The organism is Peteryoungia desertarenae (assembly GCF_005860795.2).
Lineage (GTDB): Bacteria > Pseudomonadota > Alphaproteobacteria > Rhizobiales > Rhizobiaceae > Allorhizobium > Allorhizobium desertarenae.
Genome location: NZ_CP058351.1, coordinates 142,767 through 160,557, shown reverse-complemented (window position 1 = coordinate 160,557; position 17,791 = coordinate 142,767). Strand labels below are relative to the sequence as shown.

The window sequence follows — 17,791 nt, the reverse complement described above, 5'->3', positions numbered from 1 at the left end:
TTACCGTTCGATAGTGCACTAGCATGATCATGATCTCAACTAAGTTTCGCAGACAGGAGATTCCAGATGCTCATACCCCGCCAGAAAACACCCGACCTCTCCTTGCCTACCATCACAGGCAAGCAGTTCATTCTTTCTACTGAGGGTTCAGCCCGCGGCACTGTGCTCTGTTTCTATCGTGGTCTGCACTGTCCCATCTGCGCGACCTACCTTGCCGAGCTTGAGCGCCTGACCCCGTCCTTTGCCGAACGCGGCATCTCGACCCTCGCAATCTCGACGGACACATATGAGCGGGCCGCTGAGATGGCACGAAAGATTGATGCAAAGGCCTTGCGGGTTGCCTATCAACTCACTTTGAAAGAGGCACGAGATTGGGGCCTCTATATCTCGACATCCCGTGGAAAAACCTCCATCGGAATCGAGGAGCCCGCATTGTTCTCAGAGCCCGGGCTGTTTCTCGTAAACCCGGACCAGACCCTCTACTACATGTCGGTGCAGACCATGCCTTTCGTCAGGCCGCACTTTTCCGAACTGATCAAGGCCGTCGATTTCGCAATCGAGAAATCCTATCCCGCACGCGGTGAATACACCGGCCCCGTCTGAGTTGTGACGGTGTCTATGGGGTCTCCCAGGGGCGTTGTGCCCCTGTGGGGCCCGCATCGAAGGCGATACCGGTTACTTCTCTGGGGTCAGACACCGCTTGTGAGGTCAGTGCAGTCCGTTAGCATCGTTTTGTCCGGAGAGGCAGCGATGGCGTTGGAATGGCCAATTACCATCCAGGTGTTGGTTTCCGCGCGGAAACCAACACTGAGGCATATCAAGCTCGGCCTATTGGATAACGGTCTTTTCCAGCTGTCGAATCGTGTTCTTGATTATCCTTGGTCAAGGGTGGCACAGATGCCTGTCAGACGGCCTGCGCCGCCAGAAATGCGCGTAACCTGTCAGTTTGCGGAGCGCGAAGGACGTCCTGTGGATCGCCTTCTTCGGCCACCACCCCCTGGCTGAGAAACAAGACCTTGTTGGACACTTCGCGGGCAAAGTTCATTTCATGCGTCACGACGATCATCGTACGCCCTTCTTCCGCCAGGCTTCGCATGACACGCAGCACTTCGCCGACGAGCTCTGGATCGAGCGCACTGGTCGGCTCGTCGAACAGAATGAGTTCAGGCTCCATGGCAAGCGCCCGGGCGATCGCCACGCGCTGTTGCTCGCCACCCGAGAGGAACGCCGGATAGGCATCCCGCCTATGCGACAGTCCGACCTTGGCAAGATAGAAGTCTGCCTGTTCGCCCGCTTCCGATCGCTTGAGTCCCTTGACGCGGGTCGGGCCGAGCATCACGTTTTCGCGGGCAGTCATGTGCGCCCAGAGATTGAATTGCTGGAAGACCATGGCGACGCGTGCCCGGTAGGCGCAAAGCGCAGCCTCATCGACCACGAACAGGTCACCATTGCGGTCCTTGCGGCAGATGAGCGGTTTAGCGTCCAGGGTGATCGTTCCCGAAGTTGGGCGCTCGAGAAAGTTGAGGCACCGCAAGAACGTGCTCTTCCCCGATCCGGAAGAACCGATCATGGAGATAACGTCGCCCTTGCTGGCGCTCAAAGACACGCCCTTCAGCACCTCGACGGCACCGAAGGACTTGTGAATGCTGTTTGCGGAAAGCATGGTCGTCATGGTTGGTCTCACGGGCTGAGGAGTGGGCCACTGCGGAAAGGACGAGTACCGGCGATCTTGCCGAGCCGCTTGTTGATTTCCGCGATCCGAGTGGCCGGGCGCGCATAGAAGACGCCCGATGTGCCGGCGGCGACGGGATGCAGGTCCCCCGTCACGGGATCGGTGATTTCGGCAACGACTTCGCCTTGACGGACGTGGTGGCCTAGGGACACCGTATAGGAGACAAGCCCCGAAACCGGCGCGACCAGGGCCTCGGAACCGGCAAGCGGAGTGGCCTCGCAGGAGAGCGCCGGGAGAATCGGCTTCCCGGCGATTACGCCGATATGCCGAAGATAGTCCACCAAGGATTTCGCATCGGCTCCCGCCACCTTGCGGTCGACATCCATGCGTCCCCTTAGTTCGAGTGTGCAACTGACGCAGCCCTGAGAGACAGGTTTATCGGGAAAGGCCTCAGCGATCGCGCCCCACGGCCTTGTCAGAGCCTCGTCGAACGGCTCACCTCCGGAGACGTCCGCCACCAGCACCGCGCGGCAGCGCGCCAGTGCGGCCAGCGGCAAGATGCTCTCAAGCGAGGCGGGCTGGGTGTAAAGATGCAACTCTGCCTCGCCGTCGCAATGCAGATCGATGACCACGTCGGCCGGAAGAGCAAGCCTCATCAGCGCATGGCGCAACCGGTCGCTGGGCGCCGACGGCGCAATCGTTTCGAGCGCCTGAAGCAGCGCCTGTCGGATCCGGGCCGTATTCGACTGAGGGTCCTTGGTGAGTGCGTCCTTGAGCTGCGCGATGGCCTGCGCAGTCAGATCCGGATAGTCGCGGTTGAAGTTACGGCCGTCATAGTGATCGAAACGGCCCTGCTGATCCCCATGCAGGAACTGCCCGAGTGCAAGCGGATTGGCCGCCGGCACGACTGTCACCCGTCCGCGGATCTTGCCCGCCCTATCTTCCTCGATCAAGCGATCGACCAGAAGCCGCGCGACCAGCATGCCCGGCCCCTCATCGGCATGAAGGCCGCCCTGGACATAGACATGCGGCCCGTCATTGCCGTCTCCGAAGCTGAACCAGGTCAGCCGATGGATGGTGCCCGTCGCGCGTCCTGGAATGTCGATAAAATGTTCATGCATGAGCGGGTTCCGCGGCCACCAACCTGGTTGTGCTTGCGCGTGGATCGAGGTGGCGAAGATAGTGACGCTCCATCAGGCGGAACATCTGGGTGAGAATGATGGTGAGTGTCAGGTAGAAGACGGCCGCCATGCCGAAGCTCTCCGGCAGCACGAGATAGTTGGTATAGACGTCGCGCGCGACGCGCAGAACCTCGACGATGGTGACGGTGCTGGCAAGCGCTGTCGCGTGCATCATCTGCACGACCTCATTGCCATATTGCGGAAGAGCCCGTCGCCATGCACCGGGCCAGAATACGTCGCGTAGCACCTGGTGCCGTGCCAGTCCCATCGCTCTCGCCGCTTCGATCTCGCCAGCCGGGGTCGCCCGGATGGCGCCCGCAAACATTTCCGTCGTATAGGCTGTGGTGTTCAATGTGAAGGCAAGCCAGGCGCAGAACCAGGGGCTACGCAGCACGGGCCAGATCCCGCTCTCGCGGATCGCTTCGAACTGGGGCAGGCCGTAATAGATGATGAAGAGCTGCACCAGGAGCGGTGTGCCCCGGATCACATAGGTATATGTCCACACCGGTATCCGCAGCCAGGGATTGCTCGAGGCACGTGCGATCGACAGGGGGATCGACAGAACGAGGCCAGCCGAGATCGACATCACGAGAAGAAGCAGCGTGATCCACAGGCCATCAATGAAGAAGGGCAGCGTCTCGGATACGATTTGCCAATTGATCATCGAAGGGCCTCCCGACGAACGCCACGTGAGAAACGTCGCTCGACCATCGAAAGGACCAGGATCGAGACTGTGGTCACGGCGAGATAGATGGCCCCGGTCAAAGCGTAGAAGGTAAAGGGTGCCCGGGTGGCTGCGGATGCCAGGCCCGCCCGATGCACCATGTCATCGAGGCCGATGATCGAAACAAGCGCGGTCGCCTTCAACATGACCAGCCAGTTGTTGGTAAAGCCCGGGATGGCGTGTCGGATCATCTGCGGCGTGGTGATGTTGGCGAGCACCTGCAAGCGTGTCATTCCGCAGGCATGGCCGGCCTCGATCTGGCCACGGGGAATGGCAAGGATCGCCCCGCGAAACGTCTCGGTGAGATAGGCTCCGAAAACAAAGCCGAGCGTAATCGTGCCAGCGGCAAAGGGATTGATTTCGATATATCCCCATCCTTGCGCATCAGCCAGCCGGTTGAGCAGGATCTGACCGCCGTAAAACACCCCGAGCATGAGGAGCAGGTCGGGCAGCGAGCGGACAATGGTCGTGTAGGCATTCGCAACAGCACGCAATAGCGGAGACGGCGATAGCTTTGCGACGGCGCCAGCCAGACCGAAGACGCAGGCAACCAGTAGCGAGACCGAAGCCACCGACAAGGTGACGCCGAGCCCCGCAAGGATCATGGGCAGATATCCATGGAACATGAGGCCTCCCAGGCATGCTGCCCCACCACATCATGTGGTGGGGCAGCATGCACGTTTACATGTCAGGGCTGGACCGGCTTCGGCATGATGTCGAAGTCGAAATACTTGGCCGAGAGCCTCTTGTAGGTCCCGTTCCTCATCACTTCGGCAAGCGCAGTGTTGATGTTCGACTTCAGCTCGTCCTCTCCCTTGCGAAGGGCAATGCCAACGCCGCCATCCGTGCTTTGGGTCAGGGAAATGGCTTCGCCAACCTGCGCGAAACCCTTGCCCTCAGACTGCTTGAGGAAGCTTTCGCTGGAGACCACCGACGATCCGAACGCGATGTCACCGCGGCCCGCCGCAAGCTCCAGATAGACGGCGGTTTCCTTGTCGACGAGTAGTGTTTCGCTATCGGGATAGGTCGCCGCAACATAGTCAGCGCGGGGGCTGTTGCGCAGCACGATGATCGTCTTGCCCTTGAGATCCTCGGGCGAATAGCCGGTGAAAGCACCCTCTTTGGCAATGAAGCGCGAAGGCACATCATAATAGGGATCGGAGAAGTCGACGACCTGTTTGCGCTTTTCCGTGATGGTCATGGAGGCTACGATAATGTCGAATTTCTTGGCGTTCAGTGCCGGGATCATGCCATCCCATTCCTGCTGCACCATTTCGCAGGTGACCTTCATCTCGTCACATAGCGCCTGGGCAATCTCGATGTCGAACCCGGACAGCGTGCCGTCGGCGGAGACCTGGCTGAAGGGCGGATAGTTGCCCTCGACGCCGATGCGCAGCGTGTCCGCATGGGCTACGCTGGCGGCAAGAAGAAGTGTAATCACAGAGCATGCTGTCTTTAAGCGCATAGGAAATGACCTCCCTGTTTTGTTTCCTGTGGCTTGACGATGGCAGTAGATTTTCAGATAGTCAATGGGTGAAAAAAATCATGTCACCATCTCCGTCCTCCTGGTCAGCAGAAGCCGACCGCCGCTTCAACGCCTCTCCGCTCGGAAAGAAGGTTCTGTCTCTTCTGGCCGAAGGCTCGCCTTCCCAGCGCGGCCTGTCGGAATTCATCTTGCGAGACCCGATATTCGTTGCCACCCACGGGATCGAAGAGGTCGCCCGGCAATCAACGATTTCCGCAAGCACGATCAGTCGATACGTGCGTGATCTCGGTCTCTCCGGCTATGCCGAATTTCGCGCGGCTGTCGGCGAGACCGTGCATGCGCTCATTGCGCCGGTAAACAAGCTTGGTGCGGAACTGGACAAGGGCAGCGCAGGACATGGGGCGGCAGAAGCAAGTCTCGCAAACGGTCTTCGATCCATTGAAGCCCTGACAGATCCGCAGACGGCTCACACGATCCGCGAGGTCGCCATGTCGATCAAGGAGGCACGCAACGTCTGGGTGATGGGCTTCGGGCTGTCATCGCATCTTGCAGCCATGCTCACCCTTGGCCTCCAACCCTATCGCGATGGCGTGGTCAATGTCGTGCAATATGGCGGAACGGAAGTGGCCGCAGGTCGGCTGATGAGTGCGGGTAAAGGCGATCTCGTCATCGCACTCGCCTTTCCACGCTATTCGGCAGATGTCACTGAGCTCGCCAACGCAGCAAAGCGGGCAGGTGCTGGCATTGTGGCGCTGACCGATTCCATCGCGTCACCTCTGGCAGCAATGGCCACGACATTGCTTCTTGCACCGGCACCGCATCCACTCTTGCCTTCATCCTCATTGCCCGCGCTTGCTCTCATCGAAGCCCTTGTCTCGGAATTTCTGGTTTCCGATCCCGCCCATATCGAGCGCGCCGGCCGACTGGCTGCAGCAATGTCGGCCTATCTGTCCTCATCAGCCTGATAAATGTGAACGAATATCCTGCTTCCAGATCTGAAGCTAATCCTGTTCAGCCAAAGGGGGCTTTGAACAAGACTATTTCGGGCTTCATGCTCGCGGCGATTTTGATGAAGAAGAACAGAATTGACGGAGCCTGGACATAGCCTTGGAGGGCTCTTCAATGCGGGGGCCAGGCTTGGGCGAAGCCTTCTTCGGCTGCGCAGCGGTTTTGCCAGAAGGGCCTTTTCCGAAGTGTTTTTGGTGTCCTATATCCAGTTCTCGGTCTCTCAATGCGAAAGATCACGCCAACAGCGCATTTGCGGCGAAAAGCGCTGGATTCCAGACAAGTGCAGAAACAGAAGCTGTTGGGAGCTGGAACAGTCCTGAAACCGCATATGAGAGCCAGTCCCAGGTTCAGCGAGCTCAGGTAGAATGTCCATTTTTTCCGCGACATACAGCAATTGACCCGCATGATCTGCGAATAACGAATTCTGGCTGAAGCTCGATAGACCGTGGCCCCGACACATCTCCTGCAATACGGCTCAAAAGCAGCCTTGCAGCCTGTTCGCCGATCTGGCGTGCCGGCTGACGCAGCACGGTCAGTTGCGGCTTAAAACAGTCTGCCCACTCAAAATCGTCAAAGCTCACCACAGCCAGATCGTCTGGAACGCTGAGGCCAAGCTTGTTGAGACACCGCAAGATACCGAGCGTTGCAACATTATTGCCACCGATGAGCGCTGTTGGAGGGCGCGACGACCGCATGAGTTGGCCGGTTGCAAGGGCTGCATCATCTATTGTGGGACATCCAGTCGTCGAGGGACAGTCTTCAGCCGGCAGATTATGCGCCATGATCGCGGCTTTGAACCCCGCGATACGGCTCTCAGTCGTTGCAACTCCTGATTGCCCTGCCACAAAGCCGATCGCATGATGGCCAAGTCGCGCGAGATGGTCAAACAGAGTGAAGACGGCATTGGTATTGTCGATCCCCACCTGATCCAGGTTCGAACATTGAAGGCGATCGATCAGGACGGTTGGCACACCATTCTGGTGGAGGTAATGCATGGCACTCCCTTCGCCTCGTCCCGTCGGTGCCAGAATGACCCCATCCACCCGATGCTGGTGAAGCGCCCTGATGCGGTTCAACTCACTTTCAGGGTCATCGCCGGTATCAATCAGGAAAACCGTGGTCCGAACCGCCAGGAGTTCGAGCTCGATTGCGCGAATGATCTCGGCAAAATAGGAATTGCCGATCGCCGGTACTGCGACGCCGATACTGTTGCTGCGGGACCGTGCAAGCGATCTCGCGAGGCCGTTCATCGAGTAACCGGTTTCAATGATCGCCTTTTCAACGGCTTCCGTCGAAGCCTTGCTGACAATACGCGTGCCATTGATGACGTGTGAGACAGTTGAAGGAGATACGCCTGCGCGCTGAGCCACATCGGCAATCGTCGTCATGGGCGCTTCGCCGCGCAACGGGAAAAAACATGAAGTTTTTTCATGCCAACGATCCTTTGCGCCAACAGTAACGTTGCAGCTGACTGCAGTGACAATAACACGGCGAAACGAAGCTGCAAGACAGAAGTACGTCTTGCAGGCAAATTCATCCATTTATCGCATAGCAACAACTCAATCTGCAATGAATGCTATACTGCAGCGACCGCTGTCGTTTCGGGTAAATTCGATCCCTTGCTTCTCGAATGCCTTTCGAAGGGCTTCCAGCGAAGATTTGCGTGTCACATGCTGCGCTTCGCCTTCAATTCGGCGAATGGACGAGACGGACACCCCCGAACGGCTGGAAAGTTCCTCCAGCGTCCAGTTCAGGCTTGCCCTTGCCGCCCTGATCTGTCTGGCATTGATGAAGTCCGCCTCAACCGCCTCATCCCTTGGCACAAGGTTGAACTCATCCTGTTGCAGGAGAACGCCAACCCATTCGACCACCGACCTGTCATTGCGCATCATGGGAACGGCCCTGACGTGAAACCAGTCATATTGACCCGACACGCGCGCCAGTCGGAACGACGCGGAAAAGGTCGCCTGCAAATCATGCGCCTCCCGCCACAGCCGAATTGTCCGATGCCTGTCGTCCGGATGAACCGCGTTCAGCCAACCCTCATTGGTGGCGTCTGTCTCAGTCTGTCCCGTAATCGCCGTCCAGGCACTGTTGAATTGCGGCCTCCCCCTCTGATCGGTCCGCCATTCCATTCGCGCAACCGATCGGACGAGCACCCGATAACGCTCCTGGCACAGTTCCAGCGACTGCCTCAATTCGTGCTGCTCGGTAATGTCGACGAGCATGCCGAGCGCACGCGTGGGTTTGCCGTCCCTGTCCAGCAGAACCTCGATCATGCTTTCGACCCAGCGGACACTCCGATCATGGCGGATGATCCTGAAGGTCCGGTGACTGGGTGTTCCCGCCTTCACCTTCTCCCAGAGATCGTCGTTTAACCCCCTATCCTGCGGATGCAGTAGGGCGATCATTGCGGCCAGGCTGAAGTTTTCGGTCGGATCGATCAACAACAGTTTGAAGACGCCCAGTGAGGCGCTTGAGAGACCGCTTTCCACCTCGCAAGACCAGAAACCGATATTCTGGTGTTGCTCCACGAGTTTGAGAAAATGCATGGATGACACCCCGGCCACCATCCGTCCCGTTGCAACGGCCCTATCCCCCAGCGTCTCTGACAATTTTCTGTCCTATGAATGCTCGCCCACGACGACCACAGCCTCATAAGCGGAGGGCAGCATTGAAAATGCTGTCTGCCGCTCAGGAATATGCGCCCCCGCGCCCTGTGTTAAAGCCTTACTTTCGCAGACGCTAACGAGCGTGATAGGATCACGCAAGCGCTTTCGCTCACGTAAATGTCATTATTGAAGGGTGATTTTTATCAGAATTGCGACAATCCTGTCGCATGACGCATTTTCATTCTTTGCAAGTCGCTCAAAGCGATCACAGGTCACAGCTGAGCGGTGATCGCTCGCAATGGAAATGCAGCTCTTTGGGGACGAAACCGGGTCCAGACCCTGGGGAGTGCGTTTCAGAGGTGGCGATATGAATGGCAACAGCAATTCCGTCACCGACGATTCGCTGATGACGGAGCATCCTCATCAATTGTCGGTAGGACTTGGTTGAGGAAAAGATTATAGTCTTTTCCTGTTGCGTCACCCCCCGCTTGCGAGTTGGAAATCCATGTCGAATGTCATCAAGTTTGAACGCCCACCGGAACCCAAGGAGCCAAAGGAAAAATCCTCCCGCAAACAGATGGCACCGGCTGCGAAGCGACTCGTCACATGGGCGGGACTAGTTGCAAGTTTTGCACTGGCCTGGATTTACTTCACGATCACCGGGTCGTGAGGCTCAGCCGAAGGCGCTGGCGACCAGGGCTCCCCTCTGGGCAATCACGCGATTCGCCAATGCAGCACCTGCAGATATGGCATCTGACAAAGGGCGCCCGGAGAGGATTGCGGACAGATAGCCTGCGTTGAAGCTGTCACCGGCCGCCGTCGTGTCGACAACAGAGCTTGCCGCTTCGATCGAAAAGCTCTCTACGCCACGCGCCGATGTTGCAATGACAGGATCAGCACCATTTTTGACAACAACCTGGACGGCACCCGCTGATCGATAGCGTTTCGCCGTCTCGTCTGGACCATCATCTCCAAACCAGGTCGCCTCATCGTCATATGACGGCAGGCAAAGGTCTGAGATGCCGGCGACCCTGGTAATCCACTGACACATGATCTCGGCGGTTTCCCACAACCTGGGTCGGAGATTGGGATCGAAGACGACCTTGCCGCCACCGGCGCGGAAAACGGTCAGCGCTTCCATCAAGGTGTTGCGACTGGTTTCAGGCAGGATGGCAAAGCTGATACCAGAGACATAGGCCAGCCTTGCGCCTGCGAGTGCCCTTTCCAGGACCAGTGGATCATCTGCCAGACGTTTCGCAGCACTATCCGATCGCCAGTAGGCAAAGCTCCGTTCGCCATCCTTGAGCTGGATGTAATAGAGCCCGATCGTCTTGTCTGCGATGCGCCTTATGTAACTTGTGCCAATGCCCTCACCGTCGAGGAAGCTCAGCATCCGCGCAGACATCGCATCTGTCCCGACGGCCGTGAGGTAATCGATCTGCCAGTCTTTGGGGAGAAGATGTCTAAGATACCAGGCCGTGTTCAGCGTATCGCCGGCAAAGCCCATGGCGAGAAGACCAGCCGTCCCGGTTTCGGAAAGTTCACCCATGCATTCGCCGATAGCAACGATGCGCTTCATCTGTGGTTCCTTCACTATGCTTTCTCAGCGGGCAAGCCAGCCACCATCGACGGGAAGCACGATGCCATGGACATAAGCCGCAGCGTCAGAGGCCAGAAAGACAGCGGCACCACCAAGTTCTTCCGGCACACCCCATCGGCCAGCCGGAATGCGACCAAGGATCTCGGTCGAGCGCTTCTGGTCCTCTCGCAAGGCGGTCGTGTTATTGGTCACGAAATAGCCCGGCGCAATCGCGTTCACATTGATGCCCTTGGACGCCCATTCACAGGCAAGCAGTCGCGTCAAACCGGCCAGCCCGCTTTTCGATGCCGTGTAAGACGGAATGCGGATGCCACCCTGAAACGACAGCATGGAGGCAATGTTGATAATCTTGCCCTTGCCGTTCAGTATCATCCGCTTTGCAACGGCCTGGGACAGGAAGAAGGCGGTCTTCAGATTGATGTCCATCACCGCATCCCAGTCTTCTTCGGTGAAGTCGATGGCGTCGGCGCGGCGAATGATGCCGGCATTGTTGACGAGAATATCGACGGAGCCGAACTCATCGAGAGCTGCCTCGACAATCTGGTTGACGGGCTCGATACTGCCCAGATCGGCGGAGTAGCTCGCAAAGCGTCCGCGACCTTGGGCAATCATCGCCTCTGTTTCTGCCATCGAGGAGCGACCGACACCGAGGACGCTGGCCCCGGCCTTTGCAAGCGCAACGGCAATGCCCTGACCGATGCCGGTATTGGCACCGGTAACAATGGCTGTTCGCCCAGAAAGATCAAATGAAAGCGACATACTATAACTCCTGATAGGTTTATGCGGGCATCCCTGGTTGGCGGGGCCTAGGTTTCAACGATGAAAAGCTCGGGATCGAGATCCCGGTGGTTTTCGACTTCCTGGAGGAGGCGCCCGATATGCCGATCCATGGCTTCAACGGCGGCCTTGCAGTCTGACTGTTTCATGGCATCGAGAATGGCCTGATGTTCCTCTACGACGAGATCAAGGCGACCATCGCGCGGCAGGGTGAGCGTCCTGTAGCGATCGATCTGGCTCTTCACCTGCTGGACCACATTCCAGATACCCGGATAACCGGCGATCTCGGCAATGGATCGATGAAACGCGGTGTCGATCAGGTGGAAGGCTTCGATGTCCCCTGTCCTTGCGGCAGCCTTCAGCCTGTCGAGATTGTCAGCCAGTCTCATCAAATCTGACGGCGTTGATGCGACCATGGCGAGGGTCAAGGATGTTGCTTCAAGCGCACGCCTGATCAGGATCGCCTCATAAAGGGCGCGGCGCGGTATGCGCGCGACATAGGTTCCCGATTGCGGAAATATGTCAACAAGCCCTTCGTCTGAAAGCCTGAGAAGCGCCTCTCGAACCGGTGTCCGACTGACGGCAAAACGCTCGCAGAGTTCCTTTTCGATCAGGGGTGTCTTCGGACGCAACCGCATATGTACGATATCCGAATGCAGGGCGTCATAGATCCTGCTTGCCGCGCGCGGTGCCGTGGAGCGGGCACTTCTGTCCGGAGCAAGTGCAGGTGCGCGACGAACACGCTGCCCGACCTTATCGCCCGTCATATAGTCACCCTCCTCCAGTCCTCCGAAAATTAATATACTAGTATCTGAGATAAGGGAACAGGGTGCGGACCAAGAATCGAGCCGACCAGGCAGAGGCATCCAAGAAGCCCGCCGTCCTGATGGCACGTCCGGCCTTCACCGACGTCAAGGCCGTGCAGGACGGCAATGTGCATGCAATCTGGCATCAGTTCTACAACAGCCCGACCAGTTCGTCGCGATCCAGCAGATCGCCAAGTGGCTGCATCCGGACCTGTTCAAGGATAACGATGCGGACCAGACCTTCCGGGAGATGCATGAGCGTTTTCTGCCTGTGGAATATCGTCCCAGTTACTTCGCCTCGCTGAAGGCCGGACATTGATCAGGGCGCCGGTCGGCTTCGGGCCAAGCGGCCAGATCAGTTCGGAGATCGTCTGATCCCACACGAGACAGGCATATGCTCGACAGAGGCAAAAGCCCCTGTCGGGCGCCCCCGGCAATCGCAGTTGGCACAATGACCACATTGACATCCCGTGAAACCGCACTGAGCGGACGGGATCGCTATAGGGCTCTTACTGGTCGCAGGCTTATCAATCTCGCCGGACTGATCAAGGGTGACGGTGTCGTACATCTGGACGGCCAGATGACGGCAAACCCGATCTGCTATATGCCCCAGGATACCGCTGCCAATGCGGTGCTGACCGTCTACGAATCCGTCCTTCTTGCTGCCAAGCAGGGGACAAACTGGCAGGTTGCAGATCAGGAACCGGTCGAAATCGATGGTATATTGGCCTCCTTGGGGTTCACGGACCTTGGCTTTCGAGACCTGGGCCAGCTTTCCGGAGGGCAGCGGCAAGCTCGTGTCGTCTGGCACGACCCATGACGCCATCACGCCGGCATTGTTGCGCGACGCCTTGGCGGGTTGAAGCCCGGATCGAACCCTGTACCAGAGGCAGTCCCCAGATCATTGTCGATGCCGCCCTGTAAGCGGTCTCGTCAGCTCAGCCCCATATAGCGACCGGGCCTGTGGTTGATCGCGATGATCAGATTGGTGATTGCAGCACCAAGGATAGAAAGAGCCAAGCGGTCTGCTGGCAAGATGAAGAAGGCGGCAGCAAGGATCGAAAGATCCACACCAAGGAGAAAATAGCCGGCCCTGAGACCGGTCTTCTCCTGCAGATAGATCGCCAGAATATTGATGCCGCCAAGACCCGTTCGGTGACGAAACAGCATCAGCAGCCCCGTGCCGATGAGCCCTCCCCCGATGATCGTCGCATAGAGCGGATCGAGGTAACCGAAATCGACCCATTGACTGTTCAGCTTCGAAAGCAGCGAGACAAGGGCCACTGCGGTGAAGGTTCGGATCGTGAAGGCCCATCCCATGCGTCTGACCGCAAGAATGTAGAAGGGCAGGTTGACGACAAAGAAGATCGGGCCGAAGCCCCAGTTCGTGACATAGGACAGGAGCAGAGCCAGCCCCGCCGATGAGCCGACCGTCAGCATGGCATGGGTATAGATCAATGTCCCGAAGGAGACGAAAAGTGTGCCAAGGATCATCGCCAGCACATCCTCATAGAGGCGGTGCCGTTCGGCAGGTGTGTTCGTCATGGTCTGATCTTTCCGATCGTCAGCGAAGAAGCGGCTTCAGGATTTCGGCCACTCGCCCGATATCGGCACTTTTCAGACCGGCAATATTGATGCGGCCAGACGTGGGCATGTAAAGACCGTGCTCCTCGCGCAGCTTCAGGACATCGGCCTGGTCCAGGGGAAGCAGGGAAAACATGCCTTCCTGTTCATCGATCTGGGGTGCCAATTGCCAGCTGTCGGCAAGCGCTGCGGAGAGTTCCCGCCTTAACCCATTCAGCCGGTTCCGCATGCTGTCAAGCTCTTCCATCCAGACCCGCCTGAGTTCTTCAGACGACAGGATGGTGCGCACGACCGCAGCACCATGATCCGGAGGCATGGAATAGCTGGTACGGGCCATGGTCACGAGGTTGGAGCGTGCGATCTCTGCCGTCCGCGCGTCACCCGCAACGGCGAAGATCGCACCTGTGCGTTCACGATAGATCCCGAACGACTTGGAGCAGGACACGGCCACCAGTGCCTCATCGGCCGCCCTCAAAACCTTGCGCAGACCGTACACGTCCTCCTCGATCCCTTCACCAAACCCCTGATAGGCCGAGTCAATCAATGGGATCAGCTTTCGCTCCGCGATGACGGCCGCCAGGTCGTCCCATTGGGCAGCGCTCAGTGGCGCTCCCGTCGGATTATGGCAGCTGGCATGCAGGAGGACCGCATCACCCTTCTGTGCACCGCTCAAGGCCTTGATCATGCCCGCGAAGCGGATCGACTGGGTCGGGACATCGAAAAAGGGGTAGGTTTCAACATTGAGCCCGGTCGCACCAAAAATGCCCGGGTGATTGGGCCAGGTCGGCACACCGAGAAGAAGCCGTCTCGCGCCTGCCCGGGCCAAAAGGTCCGAGGCAAGGCGCAAGGCACCCGATCCGCCCGGCGTCTGGACACCTGCCGCAAACCGGCCGGTTTGTCCGCCTTCGACCAGATGCCAGAGCAGATCAAGAAACTGCCGGTCCCCTTCGGGCGCCACATAGGATTTGCTTTCCTGGGTGGCAAGCAGCTGCTTTTCGGCTTCCTTGACCGCCTTGAGCACCGGTGTGCGACCCTGGTCATCGCGATAGACGCCCACCCCAAGGTCGATCTTGTCGGCACGTTTGTCGGAATTATAAAGCCCGATCAGGGCCAGCAAGGGGTCGTTCGGCTGGGAAGCGAGCGTATCGAACATGGAGAACCTTCGTCTCAAGCGTGTGATCCTGTGCAAAAGAGATAGCAACAGATCACCGCAAAGTCGCCTATGATTTATCGGCGGCATGGGAAACAAAATGCAAGGCCTTGCGCGAAATCGGCTTGCGGCCATAGAAACTTGCTCAGGATCAGGCAATAATCAGTTCGCGAGCGCTTCCATGACCCAATCTCCCCCGGACCTCGATCGTATCGATCGCAAGATCATTGATGCCCTGCGCGGTGATGCGCGGATGAGCAATGCGGAACTGGCCGAGCGCGTCGGACTGACTGCGGCACCCATGTCCCGTCGTCTTTCTAGACTTTACGCCTCGGGGATCATCCGCCAGACGGTCGTCATCGATCCGCAAAGCGTCGGCCTCGGCCTGCAGGCCTATGTCGAGATCACGCTGGACCGGACCACGCCGCAGGTCGGAGAACGTTTCATCAACCTTGTGAAGCGCATGGTCGAAGTAGTGGAAATCCATGCCGTTGCTGGCGATTTCGATTTTCTTCTGAAGGTTTCGGTCCGCGACATGGCGGATTTCAAGCGCCTGATCTGGCAGGAATTTGACCGTCTCGCGGAAATCAAGACCATTCGCTCGACGATGATCTTCGACAGCCCCAAAATTTCCTACGGCTATCTGCCTTAAGGGCCAGATGCTGTGATGACAGCTGCTGCATTGGCGACCGTGCCGGGACGGCATTGCCAGATTGCTCGGCGTTGGTTGCAGATGCCGCCATGGCGGAAGCTTCAGATTGCCAAGTTGTTTGATCGGCCTGTTGCGGCTATCGGTTCGGCACGAAGAGGCCTGGCCCAATTCGAGGGCTGAAGGGGTTTCGTTTTCCGCGTGCAGCCATCGCCCATGCGGTCTGGGCCTGTCACCGCTTTGCCCTGAGCACGGCCGATGTGAAGGATCTGCTTGCCAAGCGCGGGGTCATCGTCAGCCGGGAAGCTGTTCGCCTCTGGGTCAACCGCCTTGGTCGTCAGTTTGGCCAGCCGCGTCCTCGTGACGAACAAGCTTGGCAGCGACGTCTCACCCATCCGGACCATCGCTCCAGACGCCGATCATCGGGCGCACAAGGGTTTGAACAACAGGATCGAAAACGCCCACCGGTTGACCCGGAAATGCCAGAAGATCATGGGTGGGTTCAAGACGCCGCGTCAGGCACAGCGCTTCCTGTCAGCCCATGACCAAATCAACACGATCTTCCATCTCCGCCGCTGCGCTCGGACTGCCGTCCCATACCGCCATGCAAGGGCCGATGCATTCAGCCTGTGGGCTGACTATGCCGCTGAGATGGCTGCCTGAAGCTCCCGCCACCGCGGCATGTGCAACCAAAGCCAGACAACTTGGCAATGCCATGCGAAAGCCCCTGAAGGGGCAGTGTCATGCATCCGGTGTGATGCTCACCGACAAGCTTGAATCCTGCGGCGCGCCCAAAGGCGACATCGTGCCGGGCGTCGAACACCGTCCGCACAAGAGATTGAATAACCGGGTGGACAATTCACATCAGCTCGACATCTCCAGCGTTTCGTCTCCATCCATGACCCGGTCGCCAATTTCTTCCACATTCCAGGCCACGATATTCCGTCCCGCCATCACCGTGAACTGAGAACCGCAGCCATGCAAATGTGGAGTAAGATCGCTCGCTTGCAAACCGCATGACCGGAAGCAAAGGGCGAAAGACCTGACCGGTTCTTGGTCAGTATACACTGCCCCGCGCCCGCTCCACTCGAACACCCCTTCCCGCCGTATTCGGCTTTGCCTGTTGGATCAACATTTTGCTGGCGAGCATATGCAAAATTGGATATGATAATATCCTCGAAAGGATATGCTGCCATGCCGCTCTACATCAAAGACCCCGAAGTCGACAGACTGACAAGTGAGCTTGTCAGCCTCACGAAATCCACCAAGGTCGATGCGGTGAAAGATGCGCTCAAGAACGCAATCGCCAATCGCAAGGCCAATATGCAAGTCCGAGATCGCTTGGCAAAGACCTTGGCCATGGCTCAGGCCGCAGGTCCATTTCATCCCGGCGACCACAAGCAGGAATCCGATGAAATGTGGGGCGAGGAAGACTGATGTTGTTTATTGATGCGTCGGTGGCCGTGTCAATCATCACGAACGAGCCGGACTGTGTGGCCCTAATGGAACGTCTGGACCGGGAAGGTGGCCCCTATTACGTCTCCGCGGTCATGAGGCTTGAAGCGACCCTCTCCGTCGCTCGCCGTCTGGCCGGGAAGGACAATCCGACAACACCTGAAATGTTCGAAACAGCACGCAGCCTTGTCGAACAATTTATCGCAGACTTGGAGGCGCGCGAGGTTCCTGTATCCGGCGACGTCGGGACCAAGGCCGTCGAGGCCGCGCAACGGTTTGGCAAGATCATCAATCATCCGGCCAAGCTGAACATGGGTGACTGTTTCAGCTACGCTTGCGCCAGAGCCTACCGGACCAAAGTTGCCTATAAGGGCGAAGACTTTGTTCACACCGACATAGGCTGGCCGGTATCGTGACCGTTCTGTTCCTTGGTGCGGTTTGCCCTGTCATGAAGAGACAGTCATGCGGCATTGCCAAGTTGTCTGGCTTTGGTTGCACATGCCGCGGTGGCGGGAGCTTCAGGCAGCCATCTCAGCGGCATAGTCAGCCCACAGGCTGAATGCATCGGCCCTTGCATGGCGGTATGGGACGGCAGTCCGAGCGCAGCGGCGGAGACGGAAGATCGTGTTGATTTGGTCATGGGCTGACAGGAAGCGCTGTGCCTGACGCGGCGTCTTGAACCCACCCATGATCTTCTGGCATTTCCGGGTCAACCGGTGGGCGTTTTCGATCCTGTTGTTCAAATCCTTGTGCGCCCGATGATCGGCGTCTGGAGCGATGGTCCGGATGGGTGAGACGTCGCTGCCAAGCTTGTTCGTCACGAGGACGCGGCTGGCCAAACTGCCGGCCAAGGCGGTTGACCCAGAGGCGAACAGCTTCCCGGCTGACGATGACCCCGCGCTTGGCAAGCAGATCCTTCACATCGGCCGTGCTCAGGGCAAAGCGGTGACAGGCCCAGACCGCATGGGCGATGGCTGCACGCGGAAAACGAAACCCCTTCAGCCCTCGAATTGGGCCAGGCCTCTTCGTGCCGAACCGATAGCCGCAACAGGCCGATCAAACAACTTGGCAGTGCCCTCGGGACTGG

17 protein-coding genes and 5 pseudogenes are annotated in these 17,791 nt (G+C 58.2%); 9 read left to right on the top strand and 13 right to left on the bottom strand.

The window, feature by feature from the left end; genetic code table 11:
• The first annotated feature begins 66 nt into the window (after positions 1-66).
• Complete coding sequence (locus FE840_RS18140; RefSeq protein ID WP_138287439.1) at positions 67-603, top strand: peroxiredoxin-like family protein; 537 nt, start codon at positions 67-69, stop codon at positions 601-603.
• A gap of 301 nt (positions 604-904) precedes the next feature.
• On the opposite strand, the gene FE840_RS18135 is transcribed toward FE840_RS18140, so the two are convergent.
• From FE840_RS18135 to FE840_RS18115, 5 genes are all read right to left on the bottom strand, one after another.
• On the bottom strand, positions 905-1,672 hold the full coding sequence (locus FE840_RS18135) for an ABC transporter ATP-binding protein (RefSeq protein WP_138287440.1): 768 nt from the start codon (positions 1,670-1,672) through the stop codon (positions 905-907).
• An 8-nt stretch (positions 1,673-1,680) separates the two neighbouring features.
• The gene (locus FE840_RS18130) at positions 1,681-2,793 is read right to left on the bottom strand and encodes a succinylglutamate desuccinylase/aspartoacylase family protein (protein WP_138287441.1); all 1,113 of its coding nucleotides are present in this window, start codon (positions 2,791-2,793) and stop codon (positions 1,681-1,683) included.
• Positions 2,786-3,517 (bottom strand): ABC transporter permease, encoded by a 732-nt coding sequence (locus FE840_RS18125; RefSeq protein ID WP_138287442.1) that lies wholly within the window; start codon positions 3,515-3,517, stop codon positions 2,786-2,788. Before FE840_RS18125 ends, FE840_RS18130 begins: the two co-directional genes overlap by 8 nt.
• The gene (locus FE840_RS18120; protein ID WP_138287443.1) at positions 3,514-4,203 is read right to left on the bottom strand and encodes an ABC transporter permease; all 690 of its coding nucleotides are present in this window, start codon (positions 4,201-4,203) and stop codon (positions 3,514-3,516) included. Before FE840_RS18120 ends, FE840_RS18125 begins: the two co-directional genes overlap by 4 nt.
• Before the next feature lie 62 nt (positions 4,204-4,265).
• A complete protein-coding gene (locus FE840_RS18115; protein ID WP_138287444.1) occupies positions 4,266-5,042 on the bottom strand; it encodes a transporter substrate-binding domain-containing protein in 777 nt (258 codons plus the stop codon).
• An 80-nt stretch (positions 5,043-5,122) separates the two neighbouring features.
• On the opposite strand from FE840_RS18115, the gene FE840_RS18110 reads away from it, so the two are divergent.
• Entirely contained in the window at positions 5,123-6,028 is a 906-nt protein-coding gene (locus FE840_RS18110; RefSeq protein ID WP_171033706.1) for a MurR/RpiR family transcriptional regulator, read from the top strand.
• Positions 6,029-6,427: 399 nt separating this feature from the next.
• On the opposite strand, the gene FE840_RS18105 is transcribed toward FE840_RS18110, so the two are convergent.
• From FE840_RS18105 to FE840_RS18085, 5 genes are all read right to left on the bottom strand, one after another.
• Positions 6,428-7,459 carry a LacI family DNA-binding transcriptional regulator gene (locus FE840_RS18105; RefSeq protein WP_171033707.1) on the bottom strand — a complete coding sequence of 344 codons (1,032 nt, stop codon included), beginning with the start codon at positions 7,457-7,459 and terminating at the stop codon, positions 6,428-6,430.
• Between the two features lie 171 nt (positions 7,460-7,630).
• Positions 7,631-8,686 (bottom strand): PAS domain-containing protein, encoded by a 1,056-nt coding sequence (locus tag FE840_RS18100; RefSeq protein WP_138287447.1) that lies wholly within the window; start codon positions 8,684-8,686, stop codon positions 7,631-7,633.
• Positions 8,687-9,356: 670 nt separating this feature from the next.
• A complete protein-coding gene (locus FE840_RS18095; protein ID WP_138287448.1) occupies positions 9,357-10,262 on the bottom strand; it encodes a sugar kinase in 906 nt (301 codons plus the stop codon).
• A gap of 24 nt (positions 10,263-10,286) precedes the next feature.
• Positions 10,287-11,042 (bottom strand): 2-dehydro-3-deoxy-D-gluconate 5-dehydrogenase KduD, encoded by a 756-nt coding sequence (gene kduD, locus FE840_RS18090; protein WP_138287449.1) that lies wholly within the window; start codon positions 11,040-11,042, stop codon positions 10,287-10,289.
• A 47-nt stretch (positions 11,043-11,089) separates the two neighbouring features.
• Positions 11,090-11,827 (bottom strand): GntR family transcriptional regulator, encoded by a 738-nt coding sequence (locus FE840_RS18085; protein WP_138287450.1) that lies wholly within the window; start codon positions 11,825-11,827, stop codon positions 11,090-11,092.
• An 80-nt stretch (positions 11,828-11,907) separates the two neighbouring features.
• Between FE840_RS18085 and FE840_RS20930 the strand changes: the two are divergent.
• Positions 11,908-12,185 (top strand): annotated as a pseudogene (locus tag FE840_RS20930) (ABC transporter substrate-binding protein); the annotation flags it as partial.
• Between the two features lie 213 nt (positions 12,186-12,398).
• Positions 12,399-12,659, top strand: a pseudogene (locus FE840_RS18080) (ABC transporter ATP-binding protein); the annotation flags it as partial.
• 140 nt (positions 12,660-12,799) lie between these two features.
• Here FE840_RS18080 and FE840_RS18075 read toward each other — a convergent pair.
• Together FE840_RS18075 and FE840_RS18070 are read right to left on the bottom strand one after the other, a co-directional pair.
• Positions 12,800-13,411, bottom strand: a complete 612-nt coding sequence (locus FE840_RS18075) for a DUF6198 family protein (RefSeq protein ID WP_138287451.1) — start codon at positions 13,409-13,411, stop codon at positions 12,800-12,802.
• Between the two features lie 19 nt (positions 13,412-13,430).
• Entirely contained in the window at positions 13,431-14,603 is a 1,173-nt protein-coding gene (locus FE840_RS18070; RefSeq protein WP_138287707.1) for an amino acid aminotransferase, read from the bottom strand.
• A 178-nt stretch (positions 14,604-14,781) separates the two neighbouring features.
• Between FE840_RS18070 and FE840_RS18065 the strand changes: the two genes are divergently transcribed.
• The 5 genes and pseudogenes from FE840_RS18065 (at position 14,782) to FE840_RS18045 (ending at position 17,120) form a co-directional block, all read left to right on the top strand.
• Positions 14,782-15,252, top strand: a complete 471-nt coding sequence (locus FE840_RS18065) for an Lrp/AsnC family transcriptional regulator (RefSeq protein WP_138287452.1) — start codon at positions 14,782-14,784, stop codon at positions 15,250-15,252.
• 167 nt (positions 15,253-15,419) lie between these two features.
• Positions 15,420-15,912, top strand: a pseudogene (locus tag FE840_RS18060) (DDE-type integrase/transposase/recombinase).
• A 52-nt stretch (positions 15,913-15,964) separates the two neighbouring features.
• Positions 15,965-16,269: pseudogene (locus FE840_RS18055) on the top strand (IS6 family transposase); the annotation flags it as partial.
• A 174-nt stretch (positions 16,270-16,443) separates the two neighbouring features.
• Positions 16,444-16,686, top strand: coding sequence for a type II toxin-antitoxin system VapB family antitoxin (locus FE840_RS18050; RefSeq protein ID WP_138287453.1), 243 nt, complete (start codon positions 16,444-16,446; stop codon positions 16,684-16,686).
• Complete coding sequence (locus FE840_RS18045) at positions 16,686-17,120, top strand: type II toxin-antitoxin system VapC family toxin (protein ID WP_138287454.1); 435 nt, start codon at positions 16,686-16,688, stop codon at positions 17,118-17,120. The genes FE840_RS18050 and FE840_RS18045 overlap by 1 nt, the downstream gene beginning before the upstream one ends.
• A 102-nt stretch (positions 17,121-17,222) precedes the next feature.
• Here FE840_RS18045 and FE840_RS18040 read toward each other — a convergent pair.
• Positions 17,223-17,715, bottom strand: a pseudogene (locus FE840_RS18040) (DDE-type integrase/transposase/recombinase).
• Positions 17,716-17,791 lie beyond the last annotated feature (76 nt).